Genomic DNA, 14,558 nt, shown 5'->3' with positions numbered 1-14,558 from the left:
ATTCAAACCCGTAGGAGCCGACCTTGGTCGCGATGGGGCCCTTGAGGACGCCATCGCGACCAAGGTCGGCTCCTACCAGGTTTTTCCTCCAAAGACCTCTGCCACCCAATCCACGAACACCCGCACCCGCGGCGCCATGTGGCGGTTCTGCGGGTACAGCACCGACACCGGCATGGGCGGCGGCGGGAACTGCGGCAGCACCTCGCGGAGCAAGCCCTGCTGAATCGGCAACGCCACCCGGTAGCGCGGCACCTGGAACAGCCCCAGCCCGGCAATCGCCGCTGCCGCGTAGATCTGCGTGCCGAACACCGAGATGGCCCCCGGCACCTGCACTTCCACCACCTCGCCATCGACCATGAACTCAAAGGGAAACGGCTTGTTCGAGGTGCGCGACACGTAGTTCACCGCCTTGTGCTGCTGCAAATCCGCCAGCACCTGCGGCTCGCCGTGCGTGCGCAGGTAGGCGGGGCTGGCGCAGGTCACCTGCGGCAGGTTCGCCACCCGCCGGCCGATCAGCGACGAGTCGCCCAGGTTGCCGGCGCGCACCACACAGTCCACGCCCTCCTCGATCAGGTCGACGAAACGGTCCGCCTCGCTGAACGACAGCTCGATATCCGGGTAGCGGGCGATGAACTCGGGCAGCGCCGGCACCACGAAATAGCTGGCCAGCGAGCCGTGCAGGTCCACCCGCAACCGGCCCTTGGGCGCCACCTGGCGGAACGCCAGTTCGGCCTCTTCCAGCTCTGCCAGCAGGCGCACGCAACGGGCGTAGTAGGCCTCGCCGTCCAGGGTGGGGCGCACGCGCCGGGTGCTGCGTTCCAGCAGCCGCGTGCCCAGCCAGGCTTCGAACTGGTTGAGGCTGTGGGTGAGGGTGGCGCGGGGCAGGTTCAGGTCTTCGGCCGCCAGGGTGAAGCTGCTGCGCTCGAAGATACGCACGAAGATTTTCATGGCGCGAACCTGGTCCATGCAGCCCCCTGATTGTTGGCGAAAGTTGAACAGTCAAGGCAACTCTGGCGCATTTATCAGGCTGGGTAAACCTGTGAACCTCTGCTCCACCCCTACCCGACACAGGACATCCCCCATGAGCAAAACAGCCATCGTCACCGGCGCCTCCCGCGGCATCGGCGCCGTGATCGCCCAACGCCTGGCCCAGGACGGCTTTGCCGTGGCCGTCAACTACGCCAGCAGCGCCGCCGAAGCCGAAGCCCTGGTCAGCCAGATCAAGGCAGCCGGCGGCCGCGCCATTGCGGTGAAGGCCGACGTGGCCAGCAGCAGCGACATGCGCCAGCTGTTCGACACCACCGAGCAGCAACTGGGCAAGGTCGACGTGCTGGTGAACAACGCCGGCATCATGAAACCCACCCCGATCGCCGAGACCTCGGACGAGCTGTACGAGCAGATCTTCGCCATCAACACCCGCGGCACCTTCAACGCCCTGCGCGAAGCCGCCACGCGCCTGAACGACGGCGGGCGGGTGATCAACTTCTCAAGTTCGGCGCTGGGCCTGAAACTGCCTGGCTACGCCATCTACAACGCCAGCAAGGCGGCAGTGGAAGCCATGACCCATGTGTTCACCAAGGAACTGCGCGGGCGCCGAATCACCGTCAACGCCGTGGCGCCGGGGCCGGTGGCCACCGAGTTGTTCCTGACGGGGAAAAGCGAAGAACAGATCCAGCACTTCGCCAAGCTGCCGCCGCTGGAGCGCCTGGGGCAGCCGGAGGATATCGCCGGCGTGGTGGCGTTCCTGGCAGGGCCCGACAGCGGCTGGGTCAACGGCCAGACCCTGCGCGCCAACGGCGGCATTGTCTAACTCACCCTCGTAGCAGCTGCCGAAGGCTGCGTCATGCACACAACCGCTTAGGCTGTGACGCGGCCTGCGGCCGCTGCTACGGGGGTTAGCGGACCATGTGCAGGAACTGCATATGCCGCTCGTACTGGTCGAGGATGTCGTTGATCACCTGCTCACGGGTGTAGCCCACCAGGTCGTAGTCCTGGCTACCCTCGGCCAAATGCACTTCGGCGCGGTAGTAACGACGGTTCTTCAGCTCCTTGGTGCCCATGCCGCCACGGGCAAACGACGGCGTGAAGTAGCCGCGCATCTGCACCTGATAGATGAACGGCCGCTCCTCGCCGTGGCCAATCTCCAGGCTGACCTGGTCGTGGCTGAGGTCTTCCTGGGTCACCACCTTCAGGCCTTTCTCGGTGAACACCGCCGAGACTTCCTCGATGGCCGGGCGCACCAGGGTGTCCATGAAGCGGTACACCTCGTCGCGCGAGGGGAAGTGCACGGCCTGGCTCAGGCGCTGGCGCCAGCCGCCACGGCCGCGGCGGGCGTTGGTGGCCACCGGGGCCAGGGAGTACATCTGCGCGATCTTGCGCTGGGACTCCAGGTAGAACGCCTTGTGCAGGCCCCACATCATCGCCAGCAGAATCAGCGAGAACGGCAGCGAGGTCAGCACCACCGCCGACTTCAGCGAGTCGATGCTGCCGGCGAACAACAGCCCGCTGGTGATGACCGCAGTCATCACGCCCCAGAACACGCGCAGCCACTTGGGCCCGTCTTCATCGGCGTTGCCGCCACGGGCCGACAAGGTCGACAGCACCACGGTGCCCGAGTCCGCCGAGGTGACGAAGAACACGAAGCTGATGAACACCGTCACGGCAATCACCGTGCGGCTCCAGGGGTAGGTTTCCAGCAGCAGGTACAGGGTCTTGGCCGGGTCTGCCAGGGCCGACTGGCCGAGGGCCGTCATGCCGTGGTTGAGCACCATGTCGATGGCGCTGTTGCCGAAGATCGACATCCACGCCAGGGTGAAGCCAAGCGGAATCAGCAGCACGCCGAAGACGAATTCGCGAATGGTGCGGCCACGGGAAATGCGCGCGATGAACAGCCCCACGAACGGCGCCCACGCGATCCACCAGGCCCAGTAGAACACCGTCCAGTTGCCCAGCCAGTCGCTGGGCTTGTCGTAGGCGTACACGTCGAAACTCTTCGACGGCAGCGCGCCCAGGTAGTCGCCGACGTTCTGGATCAGCGTGGTCAGCAGGTGCTGGGTGGGCCCGGCGAACAGCACGAACAGCAGCAGCGCGACGGCCAGCAGCATGTTGATGTCGGACATCACCCGCACGCCCTTGTCCACGCCGGAGACGGCAACGATGATCGCCGCGCCCATCATCAGCGTGATCAGGATCACCTGCACCCACTGGGTGTGCGGCACGCCGAACAGAATATCCAGGCCGGAATTGAGGTGCAGCACGCCAAAGCCCATGTCGGCGCCCAGGCCGAACACCGTGGCGATGATGCCGAAGCCGTCCACCGCGTAGCCGATGGGGCCGTTGATGCGCTTGCCGATCAGCGGGTACAGCGCCGAGCGTAGCGCCAGCGGCAGGTTATGCCGGTAGGCGAAGTACGCCAGGGCCATGCCCACGAACGCGAACACGCCCCAGCCGTGTAGGCCCCAGTGCAGGAACAGCAGCTGCATGGCCTGGCGCGCGGCCGCCTGGGTGCCGCCCTCGCCTTGCGGCGGGGTGAGCATGTGGGTCAGGGGTTCGGAGACGCAGAAGAAGAACAGGGTGATGCTGATGCCCGCGGCGAACAGCATGCCGGCCCATGACAGGTAACTGAATTCGGGCTCGTCGTGGTCGGCACCGAGCTTGATCTTGCCGTAGCCAGACAAGGCGGTGACCACCACGAAGACCAGATACAGGGTCATGGCCAGCATGTAATACCAGCCAACGGTGTTGGCGGCCCAGGTTTGCGCGGCGGTGAGCCAGGCCCCGGCTTGTTGCGGGAAGGCGATGACGACGATGCCGAACAGCAGGATGAAGCTGGCGGCGAAGTAGAACACCGGGGGGTTCATGCGGACGTTGCCGCTGGCGGGAGAAGACGAGGCACTCATTGGCAGTGCACCTCGAAAGGCGGGAAAGCAGCTGAATAGAGCGTTTTCAGCAAGGGATGACCTCCTGTAGAACGCGAATCGCGAACATCTTTTAAATTGAACAACCGTTCAATTTAACCACACAACCGCCCCGCCCTCCAAACCGGGCCCTGTGGGAGCTGGCTTGCCAGCGAGCTTTGCGGGCCTAAACAGCTCGCTGGCAAGCCAGCTCCCACGGTTACTTCTGCGTGCCGTCATCGTGCTGCAGATTCGCCTGCGTCAGGTTGCTGCCCGGCGCCACGTTGCGGGTCAGCCAGACGTTGCCGCCAATGGTCGAGCCCTTGCCGATGGTGATGCGCCCCAGGATGGTGGCCCCGGCATAGATCACCACGTCGTCCTCGACGATCGGGTGGCGCGGGTGGCCTTTCTGCAGCTGCCCCGACTCGTCCGCCGGGAAGCGCTTGGCGCCCAGGGTCACGGCCTGGTAGATGCGCACGCGCTCGCCGATGATCGCCGTCTCGCCGATTACTACGCCGGTGCCATGGTCGATGAAGAAGCTGGGGCCGATCTGCGCGCCGGGGTGAATATCGATGCCGGTAGCCGAGTGCGCCAGCTCCGAGCTGATGCGCGCCAGCAACGGCAGGCCAGCGCGGTACAGGTGGTGCGCCAGGCGGTGGTGGATGATGGCGAGGATGCCGGGGTAGCACAGCAGCACTTCGTCCACGCTACGCGCGGCCGGGTCGCCGTGGTAGGCGGCCAGCACGTCGGTGTCCAGCAAGATGCGCAGCCCGGGCAGCGCCGCGGCGAAGCCTTGGATCAGTTGCAGCGCATGGGCGTCCACGTCTTCCTGCTGTTGCTGGTGGCGCGCGGCATAGCGCAGCTCCAGCCGGGCCTGGGCCAGCAGCGCGTTGAGCGCGGCGTCCAGGGTGTGGCCGACGTAGAAGTCCTCGCTTTCCTCGCGCAGGTCCACCGGGCCCAGGCGCATGGGGAACAGCGCGCCGCACAGCTGTTCAAGAATGCAGCGCACCGCTTCGCGCGACGGCAGCTGCCGGCCCCCCTGCTCGCCACTGCTGCGCCCGTTTTCACGGCGCCACTGCTCACGCGCACCGCGCAACTGGCCGACGATGGACTGCAACTGCCAATGGCCGTTCGCCGCTTGGGGTTTGTCGCTCACGATGGGGTACTCCTGATATGGCCGCCTGTTCGGCGCCCACTGTACGGTAGATTGTCGCACCGCAAAAAGAACGGATTCTGATGGGCGGTGAGGTTATGAACATAAGCTTTGTGGGAGCTGGCTTGCCAGCGAGCTGTTCGGGCCCGCTAAAAAGCTCGCTGGCAAGCCAGCTCCCACAGGGATGTGGGGTTGCCCCCCAATCTGTGCCTGCCTATAGTCCTGTTTCCCCCAACACCGGATTTCCCATGATCACGCAATCGCTTGCCCGCTTCCCACGCCTCGACCTCCTGGGTGCCCCCACTGCACTGGAAAAACTCGAGCGACTGTCACAGTGGGTCGGCCGCGATATCTACGTGAAACGTGACGACCTGACCCCGCTGGCCATGGGCGGCAACAAGCTGCGCAAGCTTGAATACCTGGCCGCCGACGCCCTGGCCCAGGGCTGCGACACCCTGATCACCGCCGGCGCCATCCAGTCCAACCACGTGCGCCAGACCGCGGCCATTGCCGCCAAGCTGGGCCTGGGCTGCGTGGCGCTGCTGGAAAACCCCATCGCCACCGACGACAGCAATTACCTGGGCAACGGCAACCGCCTGCTGCTGGACCTGTTCGACGCCAAGGTCGAACTGGTGGAAAACCTCGACAACGCCGACGAGCAGCTGCAAGCCCTGGCCCGCCGCCTGGCCGACAGCGGCCGCAAGCCGTACCTGGTGCCGATCGGTGGCTCCAACGCCCTGGGCGCCCTGGGTTACGTGCGCGCCGGCCTGGAACTGGCCGAGCAAATCAAGGCCACCGGCCTGGACTTCGCCGCGGTGGTACTGGCCTCGGGCAGTGCCGGCACCCACAGCGGCCTGGCCCTGGGCCTGGGCGAGTCGCTGCCGCAGCTGCCAGTGATCGGCGTCACCGTGTCGCGCACCGACGAAGCCCAGCGCCCCAAGGTGCAGGGCCTGGCCGAACGCACTGCCGAGCTGCTGGGCGTGCCGCTGCCGGACAGCTTCAAGGTCACCCTGTGGGATGAATTCTTCGGCCCGCGCTATGGTGAACCTAACGCCGGCACGTTGTCGGCCATCAAGCTGGTCGCCAACCAGGAAGGCCTGCTGCTGGACCCGGTGTACACCGGCAAGGCCATGGCCGGCCTGCTGGACGGCATCGGCCGCCAGCGCCTGGACGCCGGCCCGGTGATTTTCCTGCACACCGGCGGCGCCCCGGCGCTGTTCGCCTACCCCGGCATCTGGTCGAACTGATATAGCTGGAACAGAAGAAAGCTGAATTTTTTATTATTTTCAGCCATAACGACAGGCGGCGATAATCAACCACCAACGCAAGGATGCGTGCCTTCCCTCACAACAACATATGGGGCATCACATGACTTTCTCTTCGTTGCGTCGCAATCTCCTCATTGCCAGCATGGGCCTGGTCATGGGTTCCGCTTTGATCGGCCAGGCCGTGGCCGGTGACGAGCTGAAATCCATCCAGGACAAGGGCAGCATCAGCGTCGGCCTGGAAGGCACCTACCCACCGTTCAGCTATGTCGACGAAAACGGCAAGCTCACCGGCTTCGAAGTGGAGTTCGCCCAGGCCCTGGCCAAGGAGCTGGGCGTGACCGCCAAGCTGCAGCCGACCAAGTGGGACGGCATTCTTGCAGCGCTGGAATCCAAGCGCCTGGACGTGGCCATCAACCAGGTGACCATCTCCGAAGAGCGCAAGAAGAAGTACGACTTCTCCGAGCCCTACACCGTGTCCGGCATCCAGGCCCTGACCCAGAAGAAAGACGCCGGCAAGATCGCCTCGGCCAACGACCTGAACGGCAAGAAGGTCGGCGTGGGCCTGGGCACCAACTACGAGCAATGGCTGAAGGACAACGTGCCGGGCGCGATCATCAAGACCTACGACGATGACCCAACCAAGTACCAGGACCTGCGCGTTGGCCGTATCGACGCCATCCTGGTCGACCGCCTGGCCGCCTTCGAGCTGATCAGCAAGACCAACGACACCCTGGCCGTCTCCGGCCCGGCGTTCTCCCGCCAGGAAGCCGGCGTGACCCTGCGCAAGGGCGAGCCTGAGCTGCTGGCCGCCATCAACAAGGCCATCGACAAACTGCGCGCGGACGGCACCCTGGCCAAGCTGTCGCAGAAGTACTTCAACGCTGACGTGACCAAATGATTGAAGAAAGTCTGAAACTGGCGCTGGATTCAGCGCCTTTCCTGCTCAAGGGCGCCGAATTCACGGTGCTCCTGAGCCTTGGGGGCATGTTTTTCGGTTTGCTGCTGGGCTTCGGCCTGGCGCTGATGCGCTTGTCGCGCTTCATGCTGGCGCGCGGCGTTTCGCGGGTGTACGTGTCGTTCTTCCGCGGCACGCCGCTGCTGGTGCAACTGTTCGTGATCTATTACGGCCTGCCGCAGGTTGGCATCGAGCTGGACCCGCTGCCGGCAGCCATGATCGGCTTCTCGCTGAACATGGCGGCCTACGTCTGTGAAATCCTGCGCGCGGCCATCAGTTCCGTGGACCGTGGCCAGTGGGAAGCGGCTGCCAGCATCGGCATGACCCGTGGCCAGACCCTGCGCCGGGCGATCCTGCCGCAAGCCGCGCGCACCGCCCTGCCGCCGCTGGGCAACAGCTTCATCTCGCTGGTGAAGGACACGGCGTTGGCCGCGACCATCCAGGTGCCCGAGTTGTTCCGCCAGGCGCAACTGATCACCGCGCGTACGTTCGAAGTGTTCACCATGTACCTGGCCGCCGCGCTGATCTACTGGGTACTGGCCAGCGCACTGTCGGCGCTGCAGAACCGTCTCGAAGCGCGGGTGAACCGCCATGACCAGGAGGCCTGACGCCATGATCGTGGTGGAAAAACTGACCAAGCATTTCAACGGCAACGCCGTGCTCAAGGGCATCGACCTGCAGGTGGATGCCGGTGAGGTGGTGGCCATCATCGGCCCCAGCGGCTCGGGCAAGACAACCTTCCTGCGCTGCCTGAACCTGCTGGAAACCCCGGACAGCGGACGGATCCGTATGGGTGACATCGAGATCGACGGCAGCCGCATCGCCCAGCAGCAAGGGCTGATTCGGCGCCTGCGCCAGCAGGTGGGCTTCGTGTTCCAGAACTTCAACCTGTTCCCGCACCGCACCGCGCTGGAAAACGTGATTGAAGGCCCGGTGGTGGTCAAGAAGACCCCGCGCGCCCAGGCCGAGGCCCTGGGCCGCAAGCTGTTGGCCAAGGTTGGCCTGGCCGGCAAGGAAGACGCCTACCCGCGCAGGCTGTCCGGCGGGCAGCAACAACGGGTGGCCATTGCCCGCGCATTGGCCATGGAGCCGGAGGTGATTCTGTTCGACGAACCCACCTCGGCGCTGGACCCGGAGCTGGTGGGCGAAGTGCTGGCGACCATTCGCAGCCTGGCCGAAGAAAAGCGCACGATGATCATCGTCACCCACGAAATGGCGTTCGCCCGTGACGTGGCCAACCGTGTGGTGTTCTTCGACAAGGGCGTGATCGTGGAACAGGGCGAGGCGAAAGCGTTGTTCGCCAACCCGCGCGAAGAACGCACCAGGCAATTCCTCAGCAAGTTCCTGGCCGGCTGACGGGCCTCGACGCTGCCTGGCGGCAGCTGCTACGCGGACCCGTAGCAGCTGCCGCCAGGCAGCGTCCGAGAGCCACACGGTCGCCGTAGGAACCGTCTGAACGCAACCAACGGCAATCCCCCCACCTTGACCCCACCCTAGCGAGCACCTATGAAGGACGCCGGCCTTCAAGGAGAATCGCCATGCGCCTGTTCAACGGATCTGAACTCTTGCCCCCTGCCCTGCCGCTGCTGGCCAACCACGGCCTCGGCCTGCATGCCAGCCGCCACCTGTGCGCCGCCATCGAACCCTGGGAACACATGGACCAGGGCGACCTGCTGGAGCTGTTCTGGAACAGCTGCTTTGTCACCGCCCACGTCGTGCAGCCCGGCGAGCCCGGCCGCACCCTGCAACTGCCGATCCCGGCCAGCTTCGCCCTGAACGGCGAGGCGCACCTGTATTACCGGGTGCTGCGCGTGGGGTATCAGGCGCAACGCTCACCGGCGCTGGCCTTCAGCGTGAAACTGCAGTGCCCGGGCAACCCGTTGCACGGCGCCGAGGAAAACCAGTTCCTCGCCCCGCTGGAACTGCCCGAGGCAGTCTGCCTGAACACCCTCAAGCGCGGCGTGCCGTTCAGTGTCGAGCCCTGGCAGCACATGGCTGCGCTGGATTGCCTGACCCTGCGCTGGGGCGACCTGCGCCTGGACCTGCCGCCCCTGCTGCCGTGCCAGGTAGGGCTGCCGGTGAGCGGCCGCATCCCCAAGAAGGTCATCCGCGAAGCCGGCCAGGACGACCACCTGGAAGCCACCTATTGCATCCTCGACCGGGTCGGCAATCCGTCTGGCTGGGCCCCTGCCCGGCAGGTGCGGGTGTACCGCGACGCCACTTCTATTGATATTCCTAAAGGTTAGTATATTTAAACTTTATACACGATTAGGGTATATGAACCGGACCACCGGACCTGCGCATTTTCCGCCGCGACAACGCGGCGCTATTCCGCCGAGGACTATCTGGTGACCGGTAAAAAGATCCTGCTCAACGCCTTCAACATGAACTGCATAGGGCACATCAACCACGGCCTGTGGACACACCCGCGCGACACCTCCAGCCAGTACAAGACAATCGAATACTGGACCGAGCTGGCGAAGACGCTGGAGCGCGGCCTGTTCGACGGGCTGTTCATCGCCGACATCGTCGGCGTGTATGACGTGTACCAGCACAGCGTCGACGTGCCACTGCGCGAGGCCATCCAGCTGCCGGTCAACGACCCGCTGCTGCTGGTGTCGGCCATGGCCGCCGTCACCCGGCACCTGGGCTTCGGCCTGACGGCCAACCTCACCTACGAGCCGCCGTACCTGTTCGCCCGGCGCATGTCCACGCTCGACCACCTGAGCCGTGGCCGCGTGGGCTGGAACATCGTCACCGGCTACCTGGACAGCGCCGCCAAGGCCATGGGCCTCAGCGAGCAGGCCGAGCACGACCGCCGCTACGACCAGGCCGACGAATACCTGCAGGTGCTGTACAAGCTGTGGGAAGGCAGCTGGGAAGACGACGCCGTGGTCAACGACCCGGCACGCCGGGTGTACGCCGAGCCAAGCAAGGTGCACAAGGTGCGGCACCAGGGCGAGTTCTACCAGGTTGACGGCTACCACCTGTGCGAGCCCTCGCCCCAGCGCACGCCGGTGCTGTTCCAGGCCGGCGCCTCGGACCGCGGCCTGCTGTTCGCCGGCCGCCACGCCGAGTGCGTATTCATCAGCGGCCAGACCAAGGCGGCTACCCGCGCCCAGGTGGACAAGGTACGCGCCAGCGCCGCTGCGGCCGGCCGCCGCGCCGAGGACATCAAGGTGTTCATGGGCCTGACAGTGATTGTCGCTGCCACCGAGGAAGCCGCCCACGCCAAGCACGCCGAATACCTGCAATACGCCAGCGCCGAGGCCGGCGTGGCGCATTTCGCCAGCTCCACCGGTATCGATTTCGCCCAGTACGCGCTCGACGAGCCGATCCAGTACGTGAAAAGCAACGCCATCCAGTCGGCCACCAAGAACCTGCAGAACAACGACTGGACCCGCCGCAAGCTGCTGGACCAGCACGCCCTGGGCGGCCGCTACATCACCCTGGTCGGTTCACCCCAGCAGGTGGCGGACCAGCTGATTGCCTGGCTCGACGAAACCGGCCTGGACGGCTTCAACCTGGCGCGCACGGTCACCCCGGAAAGCTACGTGGACTTCATCGACCTGGTGGTGCCGGAACTGCAGCAACGCGGGCGCTACAAGACCGCGTACGGCGACGGCACCCTGCGCGAAAAACTCTTCGAGCACGGCCCGCGCCTGCCCCACAACCACATCGCCAGCGAATTCAAACACCCTGCTGCCTGACTACGTACCTGTGGGAGCTGGCTTGCCAGCGAGCTTTTGAGGCCGCCAAAAGCTCGCTGGCAAGCCAGCTCCCACAGAATCCAGATGAATTCCGGAAGAACTGACATGAAAAAACTCACCACCCTGCTGCTCGCGCTCGGCCTGGCCACGGGGCTTGCCCATGCTGCCGACGCGCCGCTGAAAATCGGCACCACCGCCGCCTTCGCCATCCCGCTGGAAGCCGCCGTCGCCGAGGCCGACAAGCAAGGCCTGAAGGTGCAACTGGTGGAGTTCACCGACTGGATCGCGCCCAACGTCAGCCTGGCGGCCGGCGATATCGACGTGAACTACTTCCAGCACATCCCGTTCCTGGAAAACGCCAAGGCCGCTGCCGGCTTCGACCTGGTGCCCTACGCTCCCGGCATCATCAACAACGTCGGCCTGTACTCGAAGAAGTACAAGAGCCTTGACCAGCTGCCCGACGGCGCCACCGTGGCCATCGCCAATGACCCGATCAACAGCGGCCGCGGCCTGCAGCTGCTGGCCAAGGCCAAGCTCATCAGCCTCAAGGACGGCGTGGGCTACAAGGCCACCGAGGACGACATCACCGCCAACCCCAAGCACCTGAAGATCCTGCAGGTGGAAGCCGTGCAGCTGGTGCGCGCCTACGATGACGCCGACCTGGTGCAGGGCTACCCAGCCTACATCCGCCTGGCCAAGACCTTCGACGCCGAGTCGGCGCTGCTGTTCGACGGCGTCGACCACCCTGAATACGTGATCCAGTTCGTGATCCAGCCCAAGGAAAAGGCCGACCCGCGCCTGGCCAAGTTCGTCGATATCTACCAGCACTCGCCGGTGGTCCGCGCCGCCTTGGACAAGACCTACGGCAAGCTGTACCAGACCGGCTGGGGAGGCTGACCATGAGCAGCGCCCAGCGCCTGACTGCAACCCGCCCGCCGGCCAGCGCCGAGCGCACCCAGCTGCACCCGGAACTGGCCAACGCCCATGTGCGCTTCATCGGCCTGGGCAAGACCTACCAGGGCCAGCACGGTCCGGTGCAAGCGCTGCAAGGCATTGACCTGAACATCCAGCGTGGCGAGATCTTCGGCATCATCGGCCGCAGCGGCGCCGGCAAGTCGTCGCTGATCCGCACCATCAACCGTCTGGAGCAACCCAGCGTCGGTCGCGTGCTGATCGACCAGGTGGATATAGGCGAATTCGACGAAGACCGCCTGGTGAAGCTGCGTCGGCGCATTGGCATGATCTTCCAGCACTTCAACCTGATGTCGGCCAAGACCGTGTGGCAGAACGTCGAACTGCCGCTGAAAGTAGCCGGCATGAGCCAGGCCGAGCGTCACCGCAAGGTCACCGAACTGCTGGACCTGGTGGGCCTGGCCGACAAGCACCACGTGTATCCGGCGCAGCTGTCGGGCGGGCAGAAGCAGCGGGTGGGCATCGCCCGCGCGCTGGTGCATGACCCGGCCATCCTGCTGTGCGACGAGGCTACCTCGGCGCTGGACCCGGAGACCACCGAATCGATCCTGGCGCTGCTGCGCGACATCAACCAGCGCCTGGGCCTGACGATCATCCTGATCACCCATGAGATGGCGGTGATCCGCGACATCTGCGACCGCGTGGTGGTGCTTGAGCAAGGCCAGGTGGTGGAACAAGGCCCGGTGTGGCAGGTGTTCGGCGACCCGCAGCATCCGGTCAGCAAGACCCTGTTGGCGCCGCTGCAACACGGGCTGCCGGCCGAACTGCAGGCGCGCATCCAGGAACAACCCGGCTCTGCCGCCGCGGCGCTGGTGCTGGGCCTGCGCCTGAACGGCAGCGACGGCGAAGAGCCCGACCTGTCGGCGCTGTTCCACAGCCTGGGCGGCCGCGTCAGCCTGCTGCAAGGCGGCGTCGAACGCATCCAGGGTCGCGCGCTGGGGCAGCTGGTGATTGCCGTGGCGCACTCGCCGCTGGCACGTGAACAACTGATCGAGCGCGCGGCCTTGTGGGCCGACCGCGTGGAGGTGCTGGGCTATGTGGGCTGAACGGCTGTTGCAAGGGATTCTCGACACACTGTTGATGGTTGGCGTGTCTTCGTTCATCGCCTTGGTGCTGGGCATTCCGCTGGCGGTGGTGCTGGTCACCAGCAGCAAGGGCGGCATTTATGAAGCGCCCGCCTTGAACCGCGTGCTGGGCGCCTTCGTCAACCTGTTCCGCTCGGTGCCGTTCCTGATCCTGATGGTGGCGCTGATCCCCTTCACCCGCCTGATCGTCGGCACCACCTACGGGGTGTGGGCGGCCGTGGTGCCGCTGACCATTGCCGCCACACCGTTCTTCGCGCGCATTGCCGAAGTCAGCCTGCGCGAGGTCGACCATGGCCTGATCGAAGCCGCGCAGGCCATGGGCTGCCGGCGCTGGCACATCATCTGGCACGTGCTGCTGCCCGAGGCGCGGCCGGGCATCGTCGGCGGCTTCACCATTACCCTGGTGACCATGATCAACTCCTCGGCCATGGCCGGCGCCATCGGTGCTGGCGGCCTGGGCGACATTGCCTACCGCTACGGCTACCAGCGCTTCGACTCGCAGATCATGCTCACGGTGATCGTGCTGCTGGTGGTGCTGGTGGCGTTCATCCAGTTTGGCGGTGATCGGCTGGCGAAGGTGTTGAACAAGCGCTGAGGTATCATCGTGGTCATCACCTTTTTTGTTGGCGACCGCGATGAAACTCGATCCCCAGGCCCTGCAACAGATCACCCAGACCACCCTGGGCAACTACAACCAGACCGCCGAGAGCTTCCGCGAAGGCACCCGCGACCACGACGTCAGCCAGAACATCGACGCCCTGCTGCGCCACCTGCAGGTGCCGGCACCGGCGCAGATCCTCGATTTCGGCTGCGGCCCGGGCCGCGACCTGCGCACCTTCACCCGCCTGGGCCATATCGCCACCGGCCTTGACGGCAGCGAACGCTTCGCCGAAATGGCCCGTGCCGACAGCGGCTGCGAGGTGTGGCAGCAGAACTTCCTCGATCTGGACCTGCCCGCCGAACGCTTCGACGGCGTGTTCGCCAACGCCGTGCTGTTCCACATCCCCAGCCAGGAACTGCCACGGGTGCTAAGCCAACTGCACGCCACGCTGAAGCCGGGCGGCGTGCTGTTCAGCTCCAACCCCCGCGGCAACAACCAGGAAGGCTGGAAAGGCCCGCGCTATGGCGCCTACCACGATCTGGAGAATTGGCAGCGAGTGCTGGCCGAGGCCGGTTTCGTGGAGCTTGAACACTACTACCGCCCAACAGGGTTGCCGCGTGAGCAGCAACCCTGGCTGGCCAGCGTGTGGCGCAAGGACGCCGCCTGACGGCAGCTGCTACAGGTGCAGGCAAATGCCGAAGTCCCGTAGCCGCTGCCGAAGGCTGCGCTGGCCCCTGACTACACCCAAGAATCAGAGTTTGCAATGCCGGCCAGCGCAGCCTGACGGCAGCGGCTACATCGTACGTGGCTGGCTACGAGGAAGGACGGCCTAGCAAATAAGTCTTTTGCACCGAAGCAAAACAACCTTGCATCTGCGATTTCCCTTCATATGGTCCTGCTGAAACAGGCCTGCGCAGC

The 14,558-nt window shown here is 65.3% G+C and carries 14 protein-coding genes; 11 read left to right on the top strand and 3 right to left on the bottom strand.

What is annotated here, in order from left to right:
- Positions 1-72: 72 nt before the first annotated feature.
- Positions 73-966, bottom strand: a complete 894-nt coding sequence (locus ACWKWX_RS02735) for a LysR family transcriptional regulator (RefSeq protein WP_483826974.1) — start codon at positions 964-966, stop codon at positions 73-75.
- 115 nt (positions 967-1,081) lie between these two features.
- Between ACWKWX_RS02735 and ACWKWX_RS02730 the strand changes: the two genes are divergently transcribed.
- A complete protein-coding gene (locus ACWKWX_RS02730; protein ID WP_483826973.1) occupies positions 1,082-1,810 on the top strand; it encodes an SDR family oxidoreductase in 729 nt (242 codons plus the stop codon).
- Between the two features lie 85 nt (positions 1,811-1,895).
- On the opposite strand, the gene betT is transcribed toward ACWKWX_RS02730, so the two are convergent.
- Together betT and epsC are read right to left on the bottom strand one after the other, a co-directional pair.
- Positions 1,896-3,860: a choline transporter BetT gene (betT, locus tag ACWKWX_RS02725; protein ID WP_416427495.1), complete on the bottom strand. Its 1,965-nt coding sequence runs from the start codon at positions 3,858-3,860 to the stop codon at positions 1,896-1,898.
- A gap of 256 nt (positions 3,861-4,116) precedes the next feature.
- The gene (epsC, locus tag ACWKWX_RS02720) at positions 4,117-5,052 is read right to left on the bottom strand and encodes a serine O-acetyltransferase EpsC (protein WP_416421523.1); all 936 of its coding nucleotides are present in this window, start codon (positions 5,050-5,052) and stop codon (positions 4,117-4,119) included.
- Positions 5,053-5,297: 245 nt separating this feature from the next.
- On the opposite strand from epsC, the gene ACWKWX_RS02715 reads away from it, so the two are divergent.
- The 10 genes from ACWKWX_RS02715 to ACWKWX_RS02670 all read left to right on the top strand — a co-directional run bounded on the left by ACWKWX_RS02715 (position 5,298) and on the right by ACWKWX_RS02670 (position 14,307).
- On the top strand, positions 5,298-6,296 hold the full coding sequence (locus tag ACWKWX_RS02715) for a D-cysteine desulfhydrase (RefSeq protein WP_483826972.1): 999 nt from the start codon (positions 5,298-5,300) through the stop codon (positions 6,294-6,296).
- Between the two features lie 121 nt (positions 6,297-6,417).
- Positions 6,418-7,215 carry a cystine ABC transporter substrate-binding protein gene (gene tcyJ / locus ACWKWX_RS02710; protein ID WP_416421525.1) on the top strand — a complete coding sequence of 266 codons (798 nt, stop codon included), beginning with the start codon at positions 6,418-6,420 and terminating at the stop codon, positions 7,213-7,215.
- Positions 7,212-7,880: a cystine ABC transporter permease gene (tcyL, locus tag ACWKWX_RS02705; protein WP_416421526.1), complete on the top strand. Its 669-nt coding sequence runs from the start codon at positions 7,212-7,214 to the stop codon at positions 7,878-7,880. The genes tcyJ and tcyL overlap by 4 nt, the downstream gene beginning before the upstream one ends.
- A 4-nt stretch (positions 7,881-7,884) precedes the next feature.
- A complete protein-coding gene (gene tcyN / locus ACWKWX_RS02700; RefSeq protein WP_473006915.1) occupies positions 7,885-8,628 on the top strand; it encodes an L-cystine ABC transporter ATP-binding protein TcyN in 744 nt (247 codons plus the stop codon).
- A gap of 182 nt (positions 8,629-8,810) precedes the next feature.
- Positions 8,811-9,518, top strand: coding sequence for a hypothetical protein (locus ACWKWX_RS02695; protein ID WP_483826971.1), 708 nt, complete (start codon positions 8,811-8,813; stop codon positions 9,516-9,518).
- A 102-nt stretch (positions 9,519-9,620) separates the two neighbouring features.
- Entirely contained in the window at positions 9,621-10,982 is a 1,362-nt protein-coding gene (locus ACWKWX_RS02690) for an LLM class flavin-dependent oxidoreductase (protein ID WP_483826970.1), read from the top strand.
- Positions 10,983-11,087: 105 nt separating this feature from the next.
- On the top strand, positions 11,088-11,879 hold the full coding sequence (locus ACWKWX_RS02685) for a MetQ/NlpA family ABC transporter substrate-binding protein (protein WP_416421529.1): 792 nt from the start codon (positions 11,088-11,090) through the stop codon (positions 11,877-11,879).
- 2 nt (positions 11,880-11,881) lie between these two features.
- Positions 11,882-13,000 carry a methionine ABC transporter ATP-binding protein gene (locus tag ACWKWX_RS02680; RefSeq protein WP_483826969.1) on the top strand — a complete coding sequence of 373 codons (1,119 nt, stop codon included), beginning with the start codon at positions 11,882-11,884 and terminating at the stop codon, positions 12,998-13,000.
- Positions 12,990-13,634, top strand: coding sequence for a methionine ABC transporter permease (locus ACWKWX_RS02675; RefSeq protein WP_476296359.1), 645 nt, complete (start codon positions 12,990-12,992; stop codon positions 13,632-13,634). The genes ACWKWX_RS02680 and ACWKWX_RS02675 overlap by 11 nt, the downstream gene beginning before the upstream one ends.
- 40 nt (positions 13,635-13,674) lie before the next feature.
- Positions 13,675-14,307 carry a class I SAM-dependent methyltransferase gene (locus tag ACWKWX_RS02670; protein ID WP_483826968.1) on the top strand — a complete coding sequence of 211 codons (633 nt, stop codon included), beginning with the start codon at positions 13,675-13,677 and terminating at the stop codon, positions 14,305-14,307.
- Positions 14,308-14,558 lie beyond the last annotated feature (251 nt).

The organism is Pseudomonas imperatae, from assembly GCF_057128625.1.
This window is presented reverse-complemented; position numbering and strand designations above follow the sequence as displayed.

Coding starts and splice junctions, on each gene's coding strand:
- ACWKWX_RS02735 (WP_483826974.1), bottom strand. CDS start 966: ATGGACCAGGTTCGCGCCATGAAAATCTTCGTGCGTATCTTCGAGCGC.
- tcyL (WP_416421526.1), top strand. CDS start 7,212: ATGATTGAAGAAAGTCTGAAACTGGCGCTGGATTCAGCGCCTTTCCTG.
- ACWKWX_RS02670 (WP_483826968.1), top strand. CDS start 13,675: ATGAAACTCGATCCCCAGGCCCTGCAACAGATCACCCAGACCACCCTG.
- ACWKWX_RS02730 (WP_483826973.1), top strand. CDS start 1,082: ATGAGCAAAACAGCCATCGTCACCGGCGCCTCCCGCGGCATCGGCGCC.
- tcyJ (WP_416421525.1), top strand. CDS start 6,418: ATGACTTTCTCTTCGTTGCGTCGCAATCTCCTCATTGCCAGCATGGGC.
- tcyN (WP_473006915.1), top strand. CDS start 7,885: ATGATCGTGGTGGAAAAACTGACCAAGCATTTCAACGGCAACGCCGTG.
- betT (WP_416427495.1), bottom strand. CDS start 3,860: ATGAACCCCCCGGTGTTCTACTTCGCCGCCAGCTTCATCCTGCTGTTC.
- ACWKWX_RS02680 (WP_483826969.1), top strand. CDS start 11,882: ATGAGCAGCGCCCAGCGCCTGACTGCAACCCGCCCGCCGGCCAGCGCC.
- ACWKWX_RS02695 (WP_483826971.1), top strand. CDS start 8,811: ATGCGCCTGTTCAACGGATCTGAACTCTTGCCCCCTGCCCTGCCGCTG.
- ACWKWX_RS02675 (WP_476296359.1), top strand. CDS start 12,990: ATGTGGGCTGAACGGCTGTTGCAAGGGATTCTCGACACACTGTTGATG.
- ACWKWX_RS02685 (WP_416421529.1), top strand. CDS start 11,088: ATGAAAAAACTCACCACCCTGCTGCTCGCGCTCGGCCTGGCCACGGGG.
- ACWKWX_RS02715 (WP_483826972.1), top strand. CDS start 5,298: ATGATCACGCAATCGCTTGCCCGCTTCCCACGCCTCGACCTCCTGGGT.